This window comes from Secundilactobacillus pentosiphilus (genome assembly GCF_002217985.1).
In the GTDB taxonomy this organism is placed as follows: Bacteria; Bacillota; Bacilli; order Lactobacillales; family Lactobacillaceae; genus Secundilactobacillus; species Secundilactobacillus pentosiphilus.
The window spans coordinates 24,911-45,205 of sequence record NZ_BCMI01000010.1 but is presented as its reverse complement, the minus strand read 5'-3'; the positions used below and the strand labels follow the sequence as shown (position 1 = coordinate 45,205).

Here is a 20,295-nt window from a genome sequence, read left to right as displayed (position 1 = left end):
CACACGTACATCCCCTTTTAAAGTCAGTTTAGCCGTTAATTTGACTATTTACTTCATCTTCAAAGTTCTTCTTTTCAACTTCGATACCTTCACCGACTTCATAACGAACAAAGCTCTTCAATTTGCCGCCCTTTGAGGCAACGTATTGACTAACCGTTTGGTCAGAATCCATGATGAACTCTTGATCAGCAAGGCTGACTTCAGACAGGAACTTGCGGAGACGGCCTTCGACCATTTTTTCAACGATCTTTTCAGGCTTGCCTTCGTTTAATGCTTCCTTCTTCAAAACTTCCCGTTCGTGGTCCAACCGGTCGGCAGGAATTTCTTCACGAGACGTAAATTCTGGGTTAATGGCCGCAACGTGCATGGCAACGTTCTTGGCAACACTAGCGTCAGCACCATCAAGAACGACTAAAGCACCAATTTGACCACCATTATGCAAGTATGCGCCAAAGACTTCGTTATCAGACTTTTCAACAACTTTAAAGCGACGCAGTGTGGTGTGCTCTGAAGTAACTTGAGTCTGTTCGATGATCAGGTCCTTGATAGATTGGCCATCAGCATTCTTTAAAGCTAAAGCAGCATCCATATCAGCTGGTTTGTTAGCAGCAATCAGATCAGTGATGGTTTTAACCAAGTTTTTAAACCGATCGTTAGAAGCAACAAAGTCAGTTTCAGAGTTAACTTCAGCGATTGCAGCCACGTTGCCGTTTTCAGAAATGTGAGCTAAACCGTTAGCAGCCACGTTGCCGCTCTTCTTTTCCGCTTTAGCAATTCCCTTTTCACGCAGAAAATCGATTGCTTTGTCCATGTCGCCTTCAGTAGCAACAAGGGCTTTCTTTGCGTCCATCATACCAACGCTAGTCTTATCACGCAGTTCTTTAACCATTTTTGCAGTAATGCTTGCCATTATATGGCCTCCTTATAATTAAAAATGAGTCGCATAACACCAACACAAAAAGCTGGCCCGAAAATAATCAGGCCTCGCGGGTCCACATTTTCAAGCCAGCCTAAGCACTGATGGTTTTTAACAAATATTATTCAGCAGCGTTTTCTGAAGCGTCCTTGCTGTCAGCAGCATCTTTGCTAGCATCTGCTTTAGCAACTTCGGCTTCGTCTTGACCTTGACGGCCTTCGATGACGGCATCCGCCATCTTGCTGGTAATCAAGCGAACGGCACGAATGGCATCATCGTTAGAAGGAATGATAACGTCAACGTCGTCTGGGTCGGTGTTAGTATCAACCATAGCAACGATCGGAATGTTCAGCTTTTGAGCTTCCTTAACGGCAATCTGTTCCTTACGAGGGTCGACAACAAACATCACGTCAGGCAACTTAGGCATATCTTCGATACCGCCTAAGAAACGTTCCAACTTGTCAGTTGACTTCTTCAGTAAAGAAACTTCCTTCTTTGGCAGACGATCAAAAGTACCGTCAGTAGCCATCTTCTTAAGGTCTTTCAAACGCTTGATACGGGTTTGAATGGTTTCCCAGTTGGTTAAAGTTCCACCCAACCAACGGTGGTTAACGTAAAATTGACCAGCGCGGGTAGCTTCTTCTTCAATAGAATCTTGGGCTTGCTTCTTAGTACCAACGAAAAGCACTACGGCACCCTTAGATGCTTCATCCTTAACGAAGTTGTAGGCAACGTCGATTAATTTAACCGTCTTTTGTAAGTCGATAATGTAGATCCCGTTACGTTCAGTGAAGATGTAGTTCTTCATCTTTGGGTTCCAGCGACGAGTTTGGTGACCAAAGTGGACACCTGCTTCAAGTAATTGTTTCATTGTAATAACAGCCATGAAATAGCCTCCATCAAAGTTTTTTTCCTCCCCTGAGGTCGTTTATACTAAGAACTCTCGCGAGCACTGCTCAGTATATTGCTCAGAGTGTGAATTGTGGCAATCAGCCGAAAACTAGTATACCCGTATTGGGCTTTTATAGCAACCCTTTGGCGGCTTGAAAATAAAAAATATTTGAAATAATTGTTACATTCATGTTACACTACACTTCGCAGAACTTCGAGGAGGAACCGATTATGCTCAAAGCTATCGTTTTTGATCTTGACGATACACTATATGATCAACAACGACCGTTTCAGCAGGCACTATTTTCAGTCTGGAACGACCCCGCGGTTTCCGGTCACGTGCTGACAGACCTTTTTAAGGTCTTCAAGCACATGAATGATCGAGTCGCAAAATTAGAAACACTGACAATGAACCATGTCTTCAGCTGTCTGAATGACGTGCTGGTCAAACATGATTTGCCAACATTGACGAACTCGGTTTGGCTCGCTTTTTGCGATCGTTACCACGCTGAGGCGGAAAAAATCAGTTTATTCGCTGATATTCAGGCACAACTACCCCTTTTGAAGGATCACTATGAATTAGGTGTCATCACTAATGGTGAAAGTAATACGCAAACCGAAAAGTTATCACATCTAGACATTCAACGTTGGGTCAAAAAAGAAAATGTTGTCATCTCTGATGAAGTCGGCTTACGCAAACCAGACCCCAGAATTTTTACCCACTTTAACCGGCAAATGAACATTCAGCCGAAAGAAGTTGTTTATATCGGTGATAATTTTGAAAAGGATATGGTCGGTGCTAAGCAGGCCGGTTGGCACGCTTTTTGGTTTAACCATCGTCATTTAGATATGCCGCAATCTGATTTCATTCCTGATCAAACAGTGGAATCACCAAGTGAATTGGCCGAACTGTTACAAGCCATGTCCGTGACCAACTACTAGTTGAGCAACTATTTTATAAGAGACTGCAACTCAACTCGGTAGATTCCGGCATATAACACCCAAAAGCACTATTCCGATAGTTTTTATCGGGATGGTGCTTTTGGGTGTTATATGCTGGAATCTGAACTGCAAAACAGGCTAAAACTGTATTCAAGTCGTGAACTAAAGCACATTCTGGCTGTGTCTTAGTCAAGAAATCAACTGGCATCCCTATCGATATCAACTTAAATCACAGTTTCTTTTTAGCCAAAATTAACTATTTTATATTTAAAATGAACGGTTTCACCGCCGATAAACAGCGACCAATGAACCAATTGAATCAAGCAACATAATGATAGCCATCATCCACATGGCAGCCATGTTGTTCATACTAAGCAAGAAACCGATCAAAATCACATTTAAAATCAATAATAGCCATAAAAACCACTTCGACATCGAACTCATCTAATCATCTCTCTTTCTTTCATTATTATACTACTATAATACAAATTATTTAGGCATTCCTTAAAAACCATTATAATTTTAAAAATACCTGGTATATAATAGAACTAAACATGAGAGGAGAAAATTTAATGAGTGAAGAAATTTATCATAATTACTTTTTTGACGAACCGGCTTTTAATACTCATGATGGCGGTTATGTTCCGCTTGAAGTTGCCGATGCACCCGAAAAACCGTTGGCGATCCCAGCGTTATTAAAACCTGATAAAGAAACCGATACTGATATCTGGTACACAGTAACGGCTCAAACCGGTGAAACCCCAATTTTACCGGGTAAAAAAACAAAAACCTGGGGCTATAATGCCAGTATTCTCGGCCAGACGATCGTCTACCCAGTTGGCAAACACATTCACGTGGCTTTGGAGAACCACCTGTCCGAATTGACCACTTTCCACTGGCACGGACTAATTGTTTCCGGTCCCTACGTCGATGGTGGCTGTCACGCCCCCGTTTATCCGGGTGAAACCAAACACATCGATTTCACTTTGAATCAGCCCGCAGCAACAACTTGGCTGCACGCTCACCCGTGCCCATCAACTGCTGAACAAGTTTGGCACGGTCTGGCAACCATGGTACTGGTCACTGATGACCACATCAACAGTCTGCCCTTACCGCATCATTATGGTGTGGATGATATTCCGTTGGTTCTTCAAGACCGTCGTTTCCACGAAGATAATCAATTAGATTACCATGCTGACTACGATCCAGATGGCGTTCAAGGCCCAACTGCCCTCATTAACGGGACCGTTAACCCCTTCTTTGACGTCACCACCCAAAAAGTTCGCTTCCGCATTCTGGACGGTGCTAACCGCAGGGAATGGCGCCTGCACTTCTCCGATAACCTTAAATTTGCTCAGGTAGCGGGCGATTCCAGCTTGTTGCCCGAACCCGTTTACATGGATCATCTGATGCTCACCTGTGCTGAACGGGCCGAGATCGTAGTTGATTTCTCCGGTTATCATGAAGGCCAAATTGTCACGCTGTTTAGTGATGATGTGCCGATCGTTGAATTTAGAATTCATCAGTTTGCACCTGACAAGACCACTTTGCCGGAGCATCTGCTGGCCATTAAAAAACCTGAAGTTGATCCTAAAACACCCATTCGTAAGATTGTAATGAGCGGCATGGACGAAAGTGTCATGATGGACAATAAAAAGTTCAGTATGCAACGCATCGATGCCACCCAGCCAATTGGTGAAAGTCAGTACTGGGACATTACCAATGCCAACTCAAAGGAATCCGGCATGGTTCACCCCTTCCACGTCCACGGTACTGAATTTTTGGTCATTTCACGCAATGGCCATGAACCGTATCCAAACGAACACGGCTTTAAGGATACGGTTGGTGTCAACCCAGGCGAAACCGTTCGCGTGCTGGTCCGTTTCGACTTACCCGGCGTTTACATGTATCACTGCCACATTATCGAACATGAAGATGGCGGCATGATGGCTCAGATACAAACCTATGATCCAAACAAACCTAAGCCAACATATAAGTTAATGGATATGGATACTTTGATGAACGCGTTTGCCAAAGAACGCGGCATTGATCCTAAAGACTTATGGATGGCCGGTATGGATTCCTACCGTAAAATGGGTATGAAGATGTAATCTGCTGCATTCATAAAATACAAAGGGCGTTCAATCACACGATTGAACGTCTTTTTGTATCCCCGTTTCTTCCTACTGAATTTTCGACCAATCAATTTTTCGCTGCCGGTCGTAATACTGCTGGTCACGTGCATTAATTGCCCGCATGACCCGACACGGATTGCCGACTGCCACAACGTTTGCCGGCACATCCTGCGTCACAACGCTGCCGGCACCGATCACCGTATTATCGCCAATGGTCACTCCTGGCAGTACGATTGCGCCGGCACCTAACCAGCAATTACGACCAATTTTGATCGGTAAATTATACTGGTACTCTTTTTCGCGTAACGCCGGCAAAACCGGGTGGGTCCCTGAAGCTAAGATCACGTTCGGACCAAACATGGTGTGATCACCAACGTAGATACTGGTGTCATCTACCGCAGTTAAATTATAGTTAGCAAAAATGTGGTTGCCAAAATGCATAAAGTGACCGCCCCAATTAGCGTGCAGTGGCGGTTCAATATAAGTTTCTTCACCGATTTCAGCAAACATCCGTTTAAGCAGCTTGCCACGCTTTTCGTGGTCACTCGGCCGGGTTTGATTATAGTCGTATTGCAGTTCTTGAGCCGCTTCTTGGACTTTTAAGATGGCCTTATCCATTGGTAAGTAAAGGTTCCCATTGTGCATATCATCGGTCATATAACCGCCTCCTGGTCTTCTACGTTTCATTATAGCAAGCTTGAAAGCGCTTCACACCTAATGAACGTGTCTCCGCCATTGATGATGGCTGACAAGTACTCACCACCTCATTTAAAAGTTCAAGTTGCTACTTTGAGACAGCAAGACCGTTATACACATCAAAACGGGAAACTGCTAGTCTTTTGTTTCCCGTTTTACTGAGTCGTATTTTGGTTGATTGACAACATACGTAAAGTCTCGATAAGCTATCAATTGTTCAGTTCACCGGTATACAGAAAAAAAGTCAATTTGAATTGCTGGTCAAATCTGACCAAAAGCTTCCGTTCTTCCATTAGGCCCATCAGCTGATAAAACTGGTAATTACAAGCCGTGTCGGCAAACAGATAATAATGCGATACGGGAACCTGTTTCCAGTGACTGGCAACTGATCCTAACAATTGCCTCCCGATACCTAGATTCTGGTAGGCTGGGTCCACCACTAGCAAAACGATTTCCCCGGTGTATTCGCGTTGATTGAAGTTGGTCAGCAACCGCTTATCGATCTCCCGGTTCTTTTTGAGCAGACTTAAACTTTGTCGCCCTTCAGTGCTGAATGACAAAGGTAATTGGGCTAAACCTAATCTCAAGAAATCACCAATTTGCCACTTCTTTAAATACTTCGTTTCAGCCAGAATAACGCCAACGACCTCGTCATTCCACAACGCCACCTGTGCATAATTCTGCCGCACTAAACAAGCCTTTAAAAAAACGTTAGTAAGCCGGTGGTTTTCTTTAATGTCACGGTCGCCGCTAAAATCCCAAACCCGTTCAACAATTGTCACTAGCTTAGCAACATCACGTCTTTCTAACGGTCTCATTGTCAGCTTCCGAATCATATTCATCCTCCTAATACTAGTTACTTAACAATTTCTGGCTGCCATTTTTTGGCAACATAGGCATTGTTCATTCGATAATCACCTGCCTGTTTTTCATAGCTTTGATCCGCTTGCCTTTCAACCGGCTTCTAAAGGTAATTATCGATCTGAAATGGATTAGAAGTGGTACTTCTTCAACCAATTCGACCAGCTCAGACTTCATGTAGAACTTTAAGCCCTCCTCGTCCTCTACTAGCAAAATCGTCACTTTCAATCTACCAACTCCTTCACTTCCAAATGATTAGGTTCTAAGCCCCCGTTGTCTTAACTGCAAACTGACTTCGATAAAGGTCAGCATAAAAACCGTTTTGTTGCAACAAGCTTTGATGCGTTCCCTGTTCGATGATGGTGCCTTCGTTCATCACTAAAATGAGATCTGCATCTTTGATGGTTGAGAGCCGGTGGGCAATCACAAAACTGGTTCTGCCCTGCATCAGTTTATCCATTGCTTTTTGAATTTCAATCTCCGTTCTGGTATCAACACTGGAAGTGGCTTCATCCAAAATCAAAATTTTGGGATCTGCCAGAATCGTTCTGGCAATCGTCAAGAGTTGTTTTTGACCAACGGAAACAGCAGTCTGATCACCGTTTAAAATCGTATCGTAGCCTTGAGACAAAGTATTGATAAAATGATCCACCCGTGCTGCTTTAGCAGCAGCTTTAATTTCCGCTAAGGTAGCGTCAGGTCTGCCATAGGCGATATTATCAGCGATGGACCCGTTAAATAACCAGGTTTCCTGCAAAACCATTCCAAATAAACTGTGCAGTTCACTGCGCCTCATGGTTTTAATATCAACACCGTCAATGGTGATTTGGCCGCCCTGGAGTTCGTAAAACCGCATCAGTAAATTAATCAAGGTCGTTTTCCCTGCACCAGTCGGTCCTACAATGGCGATTTTGCTGCCGACTTTAGCGGTAAAGTTAATGTCTTGCATCAGAATCTGGCCTTCCTCGTAACCGAAACGAACGTGCTTAAAGGCCACGTTCCCGCTTACTGGACGGTGAACAGAAACGGGTGTTTTATCATCCGCGCTTTCTTCCAGTGCGTCTTCAATTTCATAAACCCGTTCCGCCGAAGCCACCGCCCCTTGCAACGTATTCATCGTATAAGCGAGCTCAGTTACTGGCTCTGACACTTGATTAACGTATTGAAAAACGGCTTGAATGTCCCCAATGGTGATCCGGCCATCGATAACTAATAGTGCACCACGTACGGCAATCACTACGTAACCCAACGTGCTCATGAACCGAATTAGCGGATTGATGGCATAGGTCACAAACTGTGCTTTAGTGGCTGCTTTTTGCAGTCGCGCGTTCAATTCATTATTTGTTTGAATAACTTCGGGCTGTAAATTAAAGGCTTTGATGACTTGATCACCAGTAAAGGCTTCTTCAATGTTGGCGTTTAATTTCCCCAAAGCCGCTTGATTATCAGCATAGTAACGGTTCGTTTTGCTGGAAACGATGGTCGCGGCCACAATGCTGGCAATGATGGTGAGCAACGCAATCAGCGTCAAACTAGGACTGATCATGAACATTAGCCCAAAAGCACCAATAATCATGATGATTGAGGTAAAGGCCTGTTCCAGCGATTCCTGTAAAGTGTCCGCAATTCTTTCCAAGTCGTTGGTGACCCGGCTTAAAGTGTCACCCGTTTGATGGTTATCGTAATAGTTGAGCGGCAACCGGTTTAATTTATCGCTGATTCGTTTTCGCAGCATCAAGGTTAGCCGTTGGGCAACACTGGCTAAAATAAGCTGCGAAAAATAACTAAATAGCGCGCTCAATAAGTATGCCGCCAACAGTGCAAGCACAATTGTCCCGAGTGTTTTTACGCTGACTGAAAAGTGAGCGCCCGTTTTAGCGGCACGTGAAATACCTGTAGCAATTTGATCAATTGCCTGCCCCATCAGCATTGGGCTTGCCAGGGTACACACGGTTGATAACGTTAAGCAAATAATCACGGTAATTAACTGCCATTTTTGCCTCAAAAGGTCCTTAAGGAAACGGCGCGTCGTTGCTTTGATCTGACGTGGTTTTGAAATAATCGTTTCCATTAGGCAAGCTCCTCCTCACTAAATTGTGACCGGGCAATCTGCTGATAAACCTGACACGTCTGCATCAACTCGCTATGAGTCCCAATTCCCACGATGCGTCCTTCGTCCAGCACAATAATCTGGTCAGCATCAATAATGGTACTGATTCGCTGAGCAATGATCAGCGTGGCGCTGTCATGAACTTCGGCTTTCAATGCCGCCCGTAACTTGGCATCTGTTTTAAAGTCCAGTGCGGAAAAGCTGTCGTCAAAGACGTAGATTTCAGGGTGTTTGATAATCGCCCGCGCAATCGCCAACCGTTGCCGCTGTCCGCCAGAAAAATTAGTACCGCCCTTATCAACTGGCTGATCTAACCCTCTCGGATCAGCCCGAATAAAGTCGTCGATTTGTGCTACGGCAGCGGCATGATGCATGTCTTCGACACTTGCGACCGGATTGCCGTGTTTCAAATTAGTAGCAATCGTACCGCTGAACAAGAATGCCTTTTGCGGCACGACCCCCAGTTTGGTGCGCAGATCTGATAACTCGTAAGACTGCACGTCACGGCCATCCACCAGGATTCGCCCCGATTGTGCATCGTACAGCCGCATCAGTAAGTGAATAAGCGTTGATTTACCAGCACCAGTACTCCCAATGATGGCAGTGGTCTGGCCCTTCTTCAGGGTAAAATTAACGTCCTGCAAAACCGGCTGTTCAGCGCCTTTATAACTAAAAGTTACGTGGTCAAACACAACTTTTGCCTGCTTATTCTCAGCTGAGATCTGTGGCTGGAGCGCTTGCTCCGTTAATTCCGGTTGTACGGAGAGTACGGCGTGGATTCGCTTCGCACAGGTTTGCGCCCGTGGAATAAATAAGAACACCGCCACGCCCATCAGTAAATACATCAACGTCAGCACAGCGTATTCGATCATTGCCATGATGTCGCCGATCGCCATGTTGCCGGAAACCACTTGCTGACCGCCAAACCAGATGAACAACACCGTTAACAGATTCATCATCAGCATCACCAAAGGCAGTAAAATGGCAAAGATTTTGTTGGCTTTAATGGCTGTTGAACCGTAAACCTCAAACGTTTGGTTAGTTTTCTTAGTTTCAGCCTGCGTTTGGTTGAACGCCCGAATGACCCGCACCCCAATGATGCGCTCCCGCACCGTTTGGTTGATTTTATCGAGCTGTTTTTGCAGCCGTTCAAACAGCGGCCCGATCTTCTTGGCGACTAACGCCATGGCAACCAAGATCACGATCATGAAACCCAGCAGCATAAAAGCTAATAGCCGGTCCTTCGAAAAGGCCAGGATCAGCCCAGCCACCGTCATAAAGGGTGCTGGCAATAGCATTTGGACGATGATGGAAAACGCCTGCTGAACCTGCGTAACGTCGTTGGTGCTTCTGGTGATCAACGACGCGGCCCCAAACCGGTTGAAATCGTTGGTGGAAAACGATTGAACCCGGCGAAACAACCGGCTGCGAATATCTTGCCCCAAGTGCGTCGCCACAGTGGTTGACAAGTAGGTTCCCCACACTGCTGCCACAGCTGCAATAAAGGCCACCACTAACATCATGCCGCCAGTCATCCAGACCACGTTCAACTTACCTTTAATGATGCCGGAGTTGATAATGTCAGCTGTTAAGGTCGGTAAATATAGCGTCCCCAAAGTCTGCGCGAAGAGCAGCATCAGCATCACCGTGATTCGCGTGCGGTACGGCTTTAAAAACGTGATTAATTTGGTCATCGGCATTCTCCTTATCGTGAAATATTCCTATTACTTATCAGCACCCAGCATCTGTTGCTGTTCTTCATCAAAGTGCGTGTTCATCACTTTGAACAGGTCGATAAACTGATCCAGCTTTTCAGAACTGAGATGGGAATAAGCGTGCTGTTCGATCTGACGAGTGGTGCCAATTGCTTTTTCACAAAGTTCACGACCAGCCTCAGTAAGATGAATCGCCTTACTTTTGCGAGAGTCCGGTAGTAAATCTAAGGTAACCCAGCCCCGCTTGACCATGGTTGACGTGGACGAGTTCACGGTCTGCTTTGAATAGGACCATTTCTGGCTCAAATCAGATTGCGTGATTTCTCCCTCACTGCTGTAGATGATGTAAAAAATCCAGAAAATGTTGTCTGATAGTTTAAAATGCTGCGCGATATTATGGTAAGTTTGATCGATTTCTCGTGATAGTTGATTAATGGCGCCAATTTGCTCGTCTAAAGTCATCGGTATTTCTCCTTTTTGTCCGTTTTCGGACTATTTGCTTTATCTTAGTCTGATTTCGTACTAAAATCAAGATATTCTTTTCTGCCAAGTTGTGTTATCTTTACTGTTGTGAAATTTTAGTGACATTAGGGGGAGCTTATGACTTATAAAAAATTTACTGACAACATCGTTTTACGCCGGACGACCGTTTTACTGGCATTGATCTTATTGCTTTGGCTGGTCCGCAGCGTTATGAGTACCATTTTGCTGACGTTTATCTTTTCGTTTCTCGTGATCAAGGCGATTCAATTTGTGAGACGTCATTTTTCAGTCAAGCCAATCATCGTGGTGGCGCCGATCTACCTCTTAATTTTCGGATTGATCGGCTACGGCATCATTCACTTTGTACCGGAAATCGCCAAGCAGTCGATCTCACTGGTTAAGTCCGTCACGTCCTTTTATGACAGCAAGTCCGCTGCTAGCAATGCTGACATTAACTGGCTGATGACCAATCTCAAGCAGATGCACGTCTCCACCCAGATTGAATCAGGTGTCAGCGCCCTATTCACCTATGTCGGCAGCATCACCACCATGGGGATCACCTTCGTGCTGTCGCTCATCCTGAGTTTCTTTTACACCTCGGAATTTGATGAATTAAACGCTTTTGGCCGCAATTTCTTAAGCTCGCCACTTGGTTGGCTGTTTGGTGATATCAAGTTCTTTGCCGAAAAATTCATTAATACCTTTGGTGTTGTCATTGAAGCGCAAATTTTCATTGCCTTAGTTAACACCGCCATCACCAGTGTAACGTTGCTGTTCATGAAGATTCCCAACGTCCCAGGGCTCGCAATCATGGTCTTCTTACTCTCTTTGATTCCCGTGGCAGGAGCGTTGATTTCCGTCGTGCCATTATCAATGGTTGCCTATGCCGTTGGCGGCTGGCAAAGCGTGATTGCCATTATCATCATGATCATCTGTATCCACGCACTGGAAGCTTACGTGTTAAACCCCCGCTTTATGTCCAGCAAAACGCATCTCCCCGCCTTCTTTACCTTCATCGTGCTGCTTGCCAGCGAGAAGTTATTTGGGACTTGGGGATTGATCGTCGGCTTGCCGATTTTTACCTTCTTCTTAGATATCCTGCAGATCAAAACGTTGACGAAGGATAAAACTCAGGGCAAAAAGAAGGTTGTAACCAACAATTAAAAACGTTAGCAACACAAAAAGACTCAGACAACCTTAACCATTGCCTGAGTCTTTTTGCTGTGCATTTAACCTGCTTTTTAACACTATTACTACTGTGCGAGTACGCCGTGAACCACCATCACTTGACCAGCCTCATCGGGTGCTTCTAACCAGTGAAACTCACCCGGCTGCATCACAACGGCTTTTCCTGGCACTAGCGTAGTGACGTCATCGTCAGTATGGAACTGAATCTTTCCCTTGATTGCCACGACCGTTACCGTCATCATTGATCGGTGCCGTTTAATAGTAAACCCCTTGGGTAAAACCAATCGCACGATCGACAAATGATGTTCAACCATCATCCGGTCTGGACCCTCTGAAATTGTTGTATCTGGTGTTAAGATCTTCATCTTCGCATTGCCTCCAGTTTGTATGTAAATAGCGGCAGGTCGAAACCAGCTGCTACTATTAAGTTTAAATCATTTTGATGGTTACCTCTATTGCCCAATCGGGCTCCTAGAAGGCAGCGACCTGCACATAAGGGACTCCCGCCACAAACCCAAGACCGGGGTTTATGAGTTGTCCACTTTTTTATAGCCTAATCGGGCTCCTAGAAGGCAGCGACCTGCACATAAGGGACTCCCGCCATAAACCCAAGACCGGGGTTTATGGCGGGAGTCCCTTATGCTCCGGTCGCTAAACGCCTTCTTTGCGCACCTTGCACCTTAACCTATTGACCCCTCCATCTCAAAACTAATCAACCGGTTCAGTTCAACCGCGTATTCCATTGGTAACTGCTTCGTAAAGGGTTCCACAAAGCCCATGATAATCATTTCAGTGGCCTTTGATTCCGAGATTCCTCGAGACATCAAATAATACAGCTGTTCTTCTGAAATCTTCGACACCTTAGCTTCGTGTTCCATCGCCACGTTGCCGTTATAAATTTCGTTATACGGAATCGTGTTCGACGAGGACTGGTCATCCATGATGATCGTGTCACATTCTACGTGGGCTTTTGAGCCATCCGCCTTTTTCGTGAAGCGAACTGTCCCACGGTAATCCGTAGAGCCACCCGTCTTCGCAATTGACTTGGAAACAATCGAACTAGACGTATTCGGTGCGTTATGAATCATCCGCGCACCGGAGTCCTGGTGAATGCCATTTGACGCAACGGCAATTGAAAGCATCGTCCCACGCGCATTTTTACCATCTAAGTAAACACTGGGATACTTCATCGTTACTTTCGACCCCAAGTTACCGTCGACCCATTCCATCGTGGCGTTTTCCTGTGCACAAGCCCGCTTTGTTTCTAGACTGTAGACGTTGTTCGACCAGTTTTGAATGGTGGTGTACCGGCAGTAAGCGTCCTTTTGAACGTTCACTTCAACCACCGCAGCGTGCAGGCTATCCGATGAATAGTTCGGTGCGGTACAGCCTTCCACGTAGTCCACACGGGCACCTTCATCAACGATGATCAGTGTCCGCTCGAACTGACCGGAATTTTCCGCATTCAACCGGAAGTAAGACTGAATTGGCGTCTTGGTTTGAACGCCTTTCGGTACGTAAATGAACGACCCGCCGGACCAGACAGCACCGTTCAGTGCCGCAAACTTATTGTCCGTAGGCTTCACTAACTTGCCAAACCACTTTTTGAACAGTTCTGGGTATTCCCGTAATGCCGTATCGGTATCAGTAAAAATGATCCCCAGTTTTTCAAAGTCGTTTCGCATGTTGTGATAAACCACTTCGGATTCATACTGGGCCGACGATCCGGCCAGGTAACTGCGCTCCGCTTCAGGAACTCCCAGTCGATCAAAGGTCTTTTTCAGATCTTCAGGCACGTCATTCCAATCCCGGTACTTTTTATCCGTCATTTTTTGATAGTACAGCATATTTTTTAAATCCAGTTCGCTTAAATCGGGACCGTAATCCGGCATCGGCAGCTTCTTATAGGCTTCATAGGACTTCAGCCGATAATCCAGCATCCATTTGGGTTCCTTTTTTTCAGCCGAAATTTTACGAACCGTTTCTTCGGTCAGTCCACGACCAGTTGAATATGCCGGCTTCACGTCGTCGTGAAACCCGTATTCATAATCTTTATCGTTAGCAACGATGTCTGGGACACCTTCTGCACCTGTTCCTTTTGCCATCGCTATTCCTCCTTTTCGGAATCATTACCGTCGTCGGGTTGCTTTAACAGTGCTCGCTGTAAGGCCCACCAAGAAAGTGTCGCGCACTTGATGCGGGCTGGAAACGTCATCACGTTACTTAAAATAGCAGCATCTTGGAGCTCATCCAAATCAGCCTGAGGATGCTTCTTACCCATGACCATATCAGAAAAGGTCTTGGCCATGTGCAAGGCTTCGTCCTTGGACTTACCCATTACGGCATCCGTCATCATACTGGCACTGGATTGACTAATGGTACAGCCCTCACCGGTAAACCCGATATCTTTGATATGATCCTGATCATCCAGCTCAATATCCAAATTGATCACGTCACCGCAAGTCGGATTCTTCAGCGTGATTTTATGAGTGGCATCCGGCAGCGCATGTTTGTGATGCGGATGGTCTGAGTGGTCCAAGATCACTTCTCGGTATAAATTATTTAGTTTCTCTAGACCCATGATTGAAGAACTCCTTTGTTTCTTGAAGTGCCACAAGCAAACGATCCGCATCTGCTTGGGTGTTATACAAGTACAGACTGGCACGAGCGGTGGCCGTTAATCCAAGGTATGCCATCAATGGCTGTGCACAGTGATGTCCGGCACGAACCGCCACCCCTTCCATGTCTAACGCGGTGGCCACATCGTGAGGGTGCAGGTTTTCGAGGTTAAACGCAATGACTCCGGTATGCTTGGCCGGATCCTGTGGCCCATAAACTTGCACGCCATCCATGGCTTCCATCTTTGGTAGCAGGTAATTTACTAATTCCTGTTCATGTGCTTGAACAGTTGACATGCCGATCTTAGTGAGGTAGTCAACCGCGGCACCTAAACCCACCGCACCGGCAATGTTTTGGGTGCCGGCTTCAAACTTATAGGGCAGCTCAGCCCAGGTAGCTTCCTGCTCATGGACAAAGCCGATCATTTCACCGCCATACTGATAGGGTGACATGGCTTCCAGCAGTTGCCGCTTCCCGTACAAAATACCGATCCCAGTGGGGCCCATCATTTTATGACCGGAAAAAGCGTAGAAATCAACGTCTAAGTCCTGCACATCAACTGGCATATGAGGTACAGCTTGAGCACCATCACCAACCAAAACTGCCCCGTGCTGATGTGCTATTTTTGCTAATTCCTTGATTGGATTAACGGTCCCCATAACGTTTGAAGCATGGGCCACCGCAACAATTTTCGTCTTATCGGTAATCAGCTGCTTCGCTTCATCTAAATCCAGTTCGCCGTCATCCGTTAAATGGATGTACTTTAACGTCGCACCCTTGCGAATCGCTAACTGCTGCCAAGGAATGAGATTACTATGATGTTCCATGATGGAAATCACGATTTCATCACCAGCGGAAATATTGGCTTCACCATAGGTGCTGGCAACCAGGTTCAATCCATCCGTGCAACCCTTGGTAAAGATCACTTCTTCGGGCTCTGGCGCGTTAATAAACTGCTGCACTTTCCGGCGAGCTGCTTCATAATCGGCAGTCGCCCGCTCAGCTAAGGTATGAACACCCCGGTGAACGTTCGCGTTATCCGTCTGATAGAAGTGTGTTAGCGCTTTAATAACCTGGTTTGGCCGTTGAGCAGTGGCAGCGTTGTCCAAATAAACGAGCCGTTCATCGTTGACCTTTTGATCCAAAATTGGAAAATCACTCAGTAACTTATTCAAAGTGCTGTCCATCTTTTAGCTTCCTTTCAATCACGCCAATCATTTCTCGACGTACTTCCTTTAACGGAATCTCTTCCAGCACGGGTCCTAAGAACCCACGAATGACTAACCGTTGGGCTAACTCTTTATCAATGCCCCGGCTCATCAAGTAGTACAGCTGATTTTGATCAACTTGCCCAGCACTAGCCGCGTGTCCGGCAATGACGTCGTCTTCGTCGATCAGCAAGATTGGGTTAGCGTCTCCGTGTGCCTCATGTGACATCATCAATACCCGGTTTTCCTGTTCGGCGTTGGCACCAGAAGCACCGTGGATAATGTTGCCGATACCATTGAAAACCAGTTCGGATTTTTCCAGCAGCACACCGCGTTGTGAGATATTGGCTGTGGTGTGCTTGCCCCGGTTTACCACCCGGTTATTTAATCCATTGCTTTGTTTACCGGTAGTAATCGCAACGACCTTTGATTCAGAATGGGAACCTTCACCAATCAATTCGCTAGTGATATCACCAAGCGTGTTTTGGTCGTTGGCGATCCCAATGGCCCAGTCGAAACGGGCATCATTGGCGAGGTTTGCGCGACGGTGCAAGAACGAGTAGGTGTTCGCACCTAATTCGTCTACACTGGAAAAGTGAACGTGACTATTCGTGCCGCTGACCACTTCGACCATGCAGTGCGCGGCATTCGCCTCATCACCCCTGGTAGTTAAATGCTGAATGAACGAGAACTGACTGTTCTCTTCAGCGATGATCAAAACGTGCGATACCATCGCTTGTTTAACCGTACTATCCTGAATCAAATAAGCTTCAATCGGCTGTTTGATTTCAACACCCTTCGGCACGTACAAAAAGATACCGGCATTTAAGAACGCTTGTTGATAAGCAGTCAATTTATTTTCATTATATTGCGTCACTTGAGTCATAAAATACTTTTTAGCCAAATCCGCGTGATTACGGAAAGCGCTGAAAATATCGGTTAAGATAACCCCTTGATCTGCCAAGTCAGCTGGCAGGTTGACAGCAACCGTCGTTTGGCCGACCTGAACAAAACGAATCTGGTTAGTCGCTTTAGGCAAACCATCCGCGAGATGTTTGTCGCTATCTCTAAAACTCAGTTCCACGTTGCCCATTAACGGCCAGCGGTGAAAATCATAACGCTGCATTTCTGGCAGTGCGAGCTCTTGCATTGCATCAATCGCTGCAAGGCGACGGTCCACGAACCACTGCGGCTCGCCGTGCGCGTTAGCAGCAGTTCTGACTGCGGTTTTTATTGCTTCATAATCCTGAACGGCACTTTTCAAAACGACCTCTCCTCCCTAGCGATTGTCATCAACCAAGTTGACCTTTAAGCCCAATTCATCGCGCAAACCGGCGTAGCCTTCATTTTCCAGCTTCTTAGCCAGTTCTGCGTCACCGCTTTTAACGATACGGCCATCCATCATCACGTGAACAACATCCGGCACAATATAGTTCAACAGCCGTTGGTAGTGGGTAATGATCAGTGAGCCAAAATCATCGCCACGCATGGAATTGACACCTTTAGCAACCACCTGCAACGCATCAATATCAAGGCCGGAATCAATTTCATCAAGTAAGGCGAAGGATGGCTTGATCATTAATAGTTGAAGAATTTCGTTACGCTTTTTTTCACCGCCGGAGAAATCCTCATTCAAATAACGTTCGGTCATTTCTTTACTCATATCAAGTAAATCCAAGTTCTTGTCCAGTTCCTTCAAGAAAGCCATCACCGAAATTTGGTCGTCTTCCGGCCGGCGTGCATTGATTGCCGCCCGCAGGAATTCGGCGTTGGTGACACCCTTGATCTCCGCTGGGTACTGCATACCGAGAAACAAGCCCTTACGTGCCCGTTCATCAACCGGCATTTCTAAAAGGCTTTCGCCATTCAAAAGGATGTCGCCTTGGGTGACGTGATAAGCGCTATTGCCCATAATGGTTTGGGCCAAGGTCGACTTACCAGTTCCGTTAGGCCCCATGATCGCGTGAATTTCACCGGTCTTCATCGACAGATTGACACCCTTCAAGATTTCGCGGGTTTGACTTTTTTCTTCTTTGACCGAAACGTGCAGATCCTTTACTTCAAGTGTCGCCATATAAATCATCCTCCACAGATTATTATCGCCGGAATATGACCCGAACCGATACCACCAATTATTCCAGTGCGAATATTGTTCATTACATCTCAGATTATAGTAGTTTTCTCAGACTATTCAAACAAAGCATGACCAATCTACATAAAAAAATCATATTTTGTGCTACTATAGGGGACAAGATATTCTTTATTGAATAAAAATGGCTAACTAATCGTCGGCTATCACCGGAATGAATGGAAAGTAGGTTGATGATCATGAAGCACTTTATGATTAAGCAGTTCAACGGTCTTGACTACGCAACAACACAACGCTTGCACAGCCTGGGATTACAGGTGGGCAGCGAAATTTTAGCTGTCCGCTTCTACCCCTTTCATGGCCCGGTAATCATTCAGGCCGATCACCAGCGAATTGGTATTCGCTACCAGGTCTTTCAGCAGCTTACGGGAGGTGACGCCTCTTGACGACTGTCGCCTTACTGGGCAACCCCAATACGGGTAAAACGACCCTCTTTAATGAACTGACCGACAAGTACGCCTACGTGGGTAACTGGACGGGCGTGACCGTGGAAAAAAAGGTCGGCCAAATTCGCCATTCTCACACGCAGGTGATTGACCTGCCGGGCGTTTACTCCTTAAACCCGATCACCAAAGATGAATCCGTGGTGACTAACTACTTGCTGCAAAATTCTCCTGATCTAATTCTAAACGTGACTAATGCCAGTCAGTTAAAGCGCAATCTGCTGCTATCGGTGGAAGTTTTGGAATTAGGTGTTCCCGTGATCATCACCCTGAATATGATCGATGATTTGAAACGCAGCGGCCACTTTTATGACCTTAAAACCCTTTCAGATAAACTGGGCTGTCCCGTTCGAACCAGCAATGCCCGGAATAAAGAGGGCCTGACACAATTAAAAGCGGATCTCGTTTGCGACCAGAGTGAAATTCAACCCGATTCACCGCTGAAATTAGCTTATCCTATGATGGTCAAGCAGGCCATTCGCCAGGCGGCTGAATCATTAACAAACGATTATAAAATTGATAACAAGTTTGCTCACTGGCTAGCAATCCAATACATTAATAACAATAAAGTCGTCCGAAAATACGCCTTGAAGCACCAACTAAAACCGCTTTTATCACAAAAAGCCTACTACGATGCTCAAAAATTTGCTGACCAGATTTTCGAAACCCGGCTTTCCTTTATTGAAGCTACGTTATCAGCCGCTACGGAACAGCTGCAGTCAACCAAACACGTTGCGCTGACTTCTAAGATCGATAAGGTGGTCACCCACCCGATTTTCGGCCTGCCGATCTTCGTAGGCATCTTCTATTTGATGTTTAAGCTCTCCTTCGACTGGGTCGGTACGCCGATTTCGACACAGTTGGATAAACTGTTGTCCGGGCCAATTTCCCACTGGGCTAACCAGTTTCTGACCCAGGTCGGTGCGCTGCCGATGCTGCGTTCGCTGATTGTTAACGGCTTAATTGCCGGCGTCGGCGGCGTACTGGTGTTTATCCCCCAGATTTTTGTGCTGTTTGCCTGTATTTCCATTTTGGAGGACTCCGGTTACATGGCCCGGGCGGCGTTAGTCACCGACCGGATCATGGAGATGATCGGTCTAAACGGTAAGGCCTTTATTCCACTGATCATCGGCTTCGGCTGCAACGTGACCGGCATCATGGCGGCACGGACCATTGAACAGCCCAAGGAACGCCTGATCACCACGCTGATTTCTCCGTTCATGAGCTGTTCTGCCCGGCTGCCGATCTATAGTTTATTCGTTGCCGCGCTGTTTCCACGCCACCAAGCACTGATTGTGCTGTCGCTCTACTTCTTAGGAATTGTGGTGGCCTTATTGATGGCAAAGTTTTACCACGTCATGTTTAAGGCTAAGGAGCACTCCGTTTTCATCGTGGAGCTGCCGCAGTATCACATTCCCCGGTTAGACATTGTCTGGCACGGGACTTGGGATAAGGGTAAGGGCTTCATCAAAAAGGCCGGGACGATCATTTTTGCCGGCACCGTCCTGATCTGGCTGCTTTCTAACTTCGGCACGCGCGGCTACGTCACCCAAATTGACCAAAGCTTTGCTGCTAATTTGGGCAAGGTCTTACTGCCCGTCTTTAAGCCGATCGGCATTTCAACTTGGCAGCCAATCAGCGCGCTGCTGACCGGTGTCTTGGCCAAAGAAGTGATCAGCTCCAGTATGATGGTTTTGTTCCACACCAGTAATCAGGGTGCTTTGATCGCCATGATCGGCGGCAGTTTTACCGCGCTTTCCGCGTATGCCCTACTAGTGTTTATTTTGCTCTACATCCCCTGCTTCGCTACGATCGGCACCATTAAATCCGAAACGGGGTCAGCAAAATGGGCCGCGTATTCCGTTGTTTCCAGTCTATTTATCAGCTACAGCCTGGCCTTTTTGATTTTTCAAATTGGGTCGCTATTAACATGAAAAGG

Annotated in this window: 19 protein-coding genes; 5 read left to right on the top strand and 14 right to left on the bottom strand. The window is 46.2% G+C overall.

Translation table 11 applies throughout. The features are described 5' to 3' along the window. Positions 1–28: 28 nt before the first annotated feature. Both tsf and rpsB read right to left on the bottom strand, forming a co-directional pair. Positions 29–910 carry a translation elongation factor Ts gene (tsf, locus tag CES81_RS06440; RefSeq protein ID WP_089121131.1) on the bottom strand — a complete coding sequence of 294 codons (882 nt, stop codon included), beginning with the start codon at positions 908–910 and terminating at the stop codon, positions 29–31. 127 nt (positions 911–1,037) lie between these two features. Beyond that, complete coding sequence (gene rpsB / locus CES81_RS06435) at positions 1,038–1,802, bottom strand: 30S ribosomal protein S2 (RefSeq protein ID WP_089121130.1); 765 nt, start codon at positions 1,800–1,802, stop codon at positions 1,038–1,040. A 236-nt stretch (positions 1,803–2,038) separates the two neighbouring features. On the opposite strand from rpsB, the gene CES81_RS06430 reads away from it, so the two are divergent. Continuing rightward, on the top strand, positions 2,039–2,749 hold the full coding sequence (locus CES81_RS06430) for an HAD family hydrolase (RefSeq protein WP_179211592.1): 711 nt from the start codon (positions 2,039–2,041) through the stop codon (positions 2,747–2,749). A gap of 282 nt (positions 2,750–3,031) precedes the next feature. On the opposite strand, the gene CES81_RS13515 is transcribed toward CES81_RS06430, so the two are convergent. Further along, entirely contained in the window at positions 3,032–3,193 is a 162-nt protein-coding gene (locus tag CES81_RS13515) for a hypothetical protein (protein WP_089087976.1), read from the bottom strand. Positions 3,194–3,321: 128 nt separating this feature from the next. On the opposite strand from CES81_RS13515, the gene CES81_RS06420 reads away from it, so the two are divergent. Then, on the top strand, positions 3,322–4,860 hold the full coding sequence (locus CES81_RS06420) for a multicopper oxidase family protein (protein WP_089121129.1): 1,539 nt from the start codon (positions 3,322–3,324) through the stop codon (positions 4,858–4,860). A 72-nt stretch (positions 4,861–4,932) separates the two neighbouring features. Here CES81_RS06420 and CES81_RS06415 read toward each other — a convergent pair whose 3' ends face one another. The 5 genes from CES81_RS06415 to CES81_RS06390 form a co-directional block, all read right to left on the bottom strand. After that, positions 4,933–5,541, bottom strand: coding sequence for a sugar O-acetyltransferase (locus tag CES81_RS06415; protein ID WP_089121128.1), 609 nt, complete (start codon positions 5,539–5,541; stop codon positions 4,933–4,935). A gap of 248 nt (positions 5,542–5,789) precedes the next feature. After that, positions 5,790–6,416, bottom strand: a complete 627-nt coding sequence (locus CES81_RS06410; protein WP_180949747.1) for a GNAT family N-acetyltransferase — start codon at positions 6,414–6,416, stop codon at positions 5,790–5,792. A gap of 287 nt (positions 6,417–6,703) precedes the next feature. Then, positions 6,704–8,512 carry an ABC transporter ATP-binding protein gene (locus CES81_RS06400; RefSeq protein WP_089121125.1) on the bottom strand — a complete coding sequence of 603 codons (1,809 nt, stop codon included), beginning with the start codon at positions 8,510–8,512 and terminating at the stop codon, positions 6,704–6,706. Further along, a complete protein-coding gene (locus tag CES81_RS06395) occupies positions 8,512–10,245 on the bottom strand; it encodes an ABC transporter ATP-binding protein (protein ID WP_089121124.1) in 1,734 nt (577 codons plus the stop codon). Before CES81_RS06395 ends, CES81_RS06400 begins: the two co-directional genes overlap by 1 nt. Before the next feature lie 30 nt (positions 10,246–10,275). After that, complete coding sequence (locus CES81_RS06390) at positions 10,276–10,728, bottom strand: MarR family winged helix-turn-helix transcriptional regulator (RefSeq protein ID WP_089121123.1); 453 nt, start codon at positions 10,726–10,728, stop codon at positions 10,276–10,278. A 138-nt stretch (positions 10,729–10,866) separates the two neighbouring features. Here CES81_RS06390 and CES81_RS06385 point away from each other — a divergent pair, with 138 nt between their 5' ends. Continuing rightward, the gene (locus CES81_RS06385) at positions 10,867–11,913 is read left to right on the top strand and encodes an AI-2E family transporter (RefSeq protein ID WP_089121122.1); all 1,047 of its coding nucleotides are present in this window, start codon (positions 10,867–10,869) and stop codon (positions 11,911–11,913) included. Between the two features lie 89 nt (positions 11,914–12,002). Here CES81_RS06385 and CES81_RS06380 read toward each other — a convergent pair whose 3' ends face one another. The 6 genes from CES81_RS06380 to sufC form a co-directional block, all read right to left on the bottom strand. Continuing rightward, positions 12,003–12,302, bottom strand: a complete 300-nt coding sequence (locus CES81_RS06380; RefSeq protein WP_089121121.1) for a cupin domain-containing protein — start codon at positions 12,300–12,302, stop codon at positions 12,003–12,005. Positions 12,303–12,617: 315 nt separating this feature from the next. Then, on the bottom strand, positions 12,618–14,042 hold the full coding sequence (gene sufB, locus CES81_RS06375) for a Fe-S cluster assembly protein SufB (RefSeq protein ID WP_089121120.1): 1,425 nt from the start codon (positions 14,040–14,042) through the stop codon (positions 12,618–12,620). A 2-nt stretch (positions 14,043–14,044) separates the two neighbouring features. Continuing rightward, entirely contained in the window at positions 14,045–14,518 is a 474-nt protein-coding gene (sufU, locus tag CES81_RS06370; RefSeq protein ID WP_089087987.1) for a Fe-S cluster assembly sulfur transfer protein SufU, read from the bottom strand. Then, positions 14,496–15,743, bottom strand: a complete 1,248-nt coding sequence (locus CES81_RS06365) for a cysteine desulfurase (RefSeq protein ID WP_089121119.1) — start codon at positions 15,741–15,743, stop codon at positions 14,496–14,498. The genes sufU and CES81_RS06365 overlap by 23 nt, the downstream gene beginning before the upstream one ends. Further along, the gene (sufD, locus tag CES81_RS06360) at positions 15,724–17,028 is read right to left on the bottom strand and encodes a Fe-S cluster assembly protein SufD (protein WP_089121118.1); all 1,305 of its coding nucleotides are present in this window, start codon (positions 17,026–17,028) and stop codon (positions 15,724–15,726) included. Before sufD ends, CES81_RS06365 begins: the two co-directional genes overlap by 20 nt. A gap of 15 nt (positions 17,029–17,043) precedes the next feature. Continuing rightward, complete coding sequence (gene sufC / locus CES81_RS06355) at positions 17,044–17,838, bottom strand: Fe-S cluster assembly ATPase SufC (protein ID WP_089121117.1); 795 nt, start codon at positions 17,836–17,838, stop codon at positions 17,044–17,046. A gap of 248 nt (positions 17,839–18,086) precedes the next feature. Here sufC and CES81_RS06350 point away from each other — a divergent pair, with 248 nt between their 5' ends. Next, positions 18,087–18,299 carry a FeoA family protein gene (locus CES81_RS06350; RefSeq protein WP_089087991.1) on the top strand — a complete coding sequence of 71 codons (213 nt, stop codon included), beginning with the start codon at positions 18,087–18,089 and terminating at the stop codon, positions 18,297–18,299. Further along, positions 18,296–20,290 (top strand): ferrous iron transport protein B, encoded by a 1,995-nt coding sequence (gene feoB, locus CES81_RS06345; RefSeq protein ID WP_089121116.1) that lies wholly within the window; start codon positions 18,296–18,298, stop codon positions 20,288–20,290. The genes CES81_RS06350 and feoB overlap by 4 nt, the downstream gene beginning before the upstream one ends. Positions 20,291–20,295: the final 5 nt, after the last annotated feature.